Consider the following 2,518-nt stretch of genomic DNA (forward strand, 5'->3'; position numbering starts at 1 on the left):
CGTCCTGGCCGCCGTGCGGCTGACCCGGCTGTTCCTGCCGGGGATGACCGGGCGCGGCTGGGGACGCATCCAGTACATCGCCAGCGACTCGGCGATCGTCACCCCCGTCGAGATGATCCACTACGGCATGTCCAAGACGGCGCTGCTCGCGGTGAGCCGGGGTTTCGCCAAACAGGCGGCGGGCACGGGCGTCACGGTGAACTCGGTCATCGCCGGGCCCACCCACACCGGCGGGGTGGAGGACTTCGTCCACGAGCTGGTGGACCGCGAGCTCCCGTGGGACGAGGCGCAGCGTGCCTTCATGCGCGAGCACCGGCCGCAGTCGCTGCTGCAACGGCTGATCGAGCCGGAGGAGATCGCCCACATGGTCGTCTACCTCAGCTCGGAGCAGGCCTCCGCGACGACGGGGGGAGCGCTGCGCGTCGACGGCGGCTACGTCGACGCGATCCTGCCCTGAGCGCGGACGGTGGTCAGCGCAGCAGCTGGACGAGGGCGAGGGTGCCGATCGTGACGATGAGGGCGCGCAGCACCGCGGGGCTGAACCTGCGGCCGGTCCTGGCGCCGAGCTGGCCGCCGAGGGCGGAACCGACCGCGATGAGCGCGACGGCCGTCCAGTCGAAGTCGGCGACGAAGACGAAGAAGGCCGCGGCGACCGTGTTGACGATCGCGGCGAGTACGTTCTTGACGGCGTTGAGGCGTTGCAGCGGCTCGTCGACGAACAGGCCCATCAGGGATATGTAGATGATGCCCTGCGCGGCGGAGAAGTAGCCGCCGTAGACGCTGGCCAGGGTCAGGCCGGCGGACAGCGGCCATCCGCCGTCGGGGCGGGAGGAGTGCCCCTTCGGGCGGCGGCCGCGCACCTTCCTGCCGATCAGGGGCTGGAACGCGACGAGGACGAGGGCGAGCCCCACCAGGGTCGGCACGATGGTCTCGAACGCCTCGGCGGGCAGGGCCAGCAGGAGCGTCGCGCCGCAGAGCCCGCCCAGCGCGGCGCCGACGCCGAACCTGCGGACGCGCCGGCCCTGGCCCGCGAGTTCCCTGCGGTAGCCGATGGCGCCGCTGACGGAGCCGGGGATCAGGCCGAGCGCGTTGGAGACGGTGGCGGTGACGGGGGACAGCCCGGTGGCGAGGAGCACGGGGAAGGTGACCAGTGTCCCCGAGCCGACGACCGCGTTCATGGCGCCGGCGCCGACGCCCGCCGCGAAGACGCCGGCCATCTCCGGCGGCGTCACGCCGCGGCTCCGGTCGCGTCGTCGCCGCCCGAGGGTGCCCGGTGCCGGCCCTGGTCCGAGGAAACGTTCATGTGAGGACGCTAGCCTGCGGACCCTCCGGTGATCACCGAAGGATCGGGAGAGCCGCGCCACACCCGCGTGGACGCCGCCGTCCTCGGGCGGCGGCCACCAGGTCCCGTACGCCGGCCGGCGTACGGGGGAGGAAGTCCGACGGTCAGGCGGTCCCCGGCGGTGGTGCCGTGCTGGCGCGCCGCACCAGCCGGGTCGGGACGAGGGTGGTGCCCCGCTCGGGACCGTCCTGGCGCATCTTGCTCAGCACCGCCTGCACGCAGAGCCGGCCCACCTCGGCGAAGTCCTGGTGGACGGTGGTCAGCGGGGGCAGGAAGGAGGACGCCTCGGGGATGTCGTCGAAGCCGATGACGCTGACGTCCTCGGGCACGCGCCGGCCGTGTTCGTGCAGGGCGCGCAAAAGGCCCAGCGCCATCTGGTCGTTGGCGGCGAAGACGGCCGTGCACTCGTCCCGGGCCGCGAGTTCGAGGCCGGCCCGGTAGCCCGAGTCCGCCGACCAGTCGCCCCGGACCAGGGGCGGCGGCACCCGTCCGGCCTCGATGAGGGCGGCGCGCCAGGCGTCCGTACGGCGCTGCGCGGCGAACGAGCCCTCGGGGCCGCCCAGGTGCCACACCGTGCGGTGGCCGAGGCCGAGCAGGTGCTGGACGGCGGTGCGGGTGCCGCCCGCCTGGTCGGTGTCGACGACCGTGTAGTGGCCGCCGGCGTCGGAGTCGACCACCACGACCTGGACGTGCGGGGGCAGGGTGACCGTCGCCGCGTCCAGGAGGTGGACCTCCATGATGACGATCACGGCGTCGACGGCGAGTTCCTCCAGCCGGGAGAACGCCCCGCGCACCTCGTCCTGGGTGGGTACGGCGACCGGCAGCAGCGTCACCGCGTAGCCCTCGTGCGCTGCGGAGGTGGCGATCGCCTCCAGGGTACGGACGTTTCCGGTGGTGGACAGGGTGAAGGTGATGACGCCGATGGTGCGGAACTCGCCGCGTTTGAGGGCGCGGGCCGCGCTGTTGGGCCGGTAGCCGAGCTCCTTCATCGCGGCCAGCACCTGACGGCGGGTCTCCTCGGTGACCCCCGCGTAACCGTTGGAGACGCGGGAGACGGTCTGGGACGAGACCCCCGCCAGGCGGGCCACGTCGGCCATGGAGGCCGTGGTCCGGGCGCCGCCCCGGGTGCGCCGCGCGCCGGCGGCCGCGGCGTCCACGGCGGTCCCGGTGGCGGGG

3 protein-coding genes are annotated in these 2,518 nt (G+C 73.8%); 1 reads left to right on the forward strand and 2 read right to left on the reverse strand.

The window, feature by feature from the left end; all coding sequences use genetic code 11:
- Positions 1–457 (forward strand): SDR family NAD(P)-dependent oxidoreductase (locus B7767_RS25470; protein WP_143652634.1); only part of this gene is annotated, 457 nt, incomplete at its 5' end.
- Between the two features lie 13 nt (positions 458–470).
- On the opposite strand, the gene B7767_RS25475 is transcribed toward B7767_RS25470, so the two are convergent.
- Both B7767_RS25475 and B7767_RS25480 read right to left on the reverse strand, forming a co-directional pair.
- Positions 471–1,232 carry a sulfite exporter TauE/SafE family protein gene (locus B7767_RS25475; RefSeq protein ID WP_085574242.1) on the reverse strand — a complete coding sequence of 254 codons (762 nt, stop codon included), beginning with the start codon at positions 1,230–1,232 and terminating at the stop codon, positions 471–473.
- Positions 1,233–1,446: 214 nt separating this feature from the next.
- Positions 1,447–2,439 carry a LacI family DNA-binding transcriptional regulator gene (locus B7767_RS25480; RefSeq protein ID WP_085574244.1) on the reverse strand — a complete coding sequence of 331 codons (993 nt, stop codon included), beginning with the start codon at positions 2,437–2,439 and terminating at the stop codon, positions 1,447–1,449.
- Between the last annotated feature and the right edge of the window lie 79 nt (positions 2,440–2,518).

It is taken from the genome of Streptomyces sp. 13-12-16 (assembly GCF_002114215.1).
In the GTDB taxonomy this organism is placed as follows: domain Bacteria; phylum Actinomycetota; class Actinomycetes; order Streptomycetales; family Streptomycetaceae; genus Streptomyces.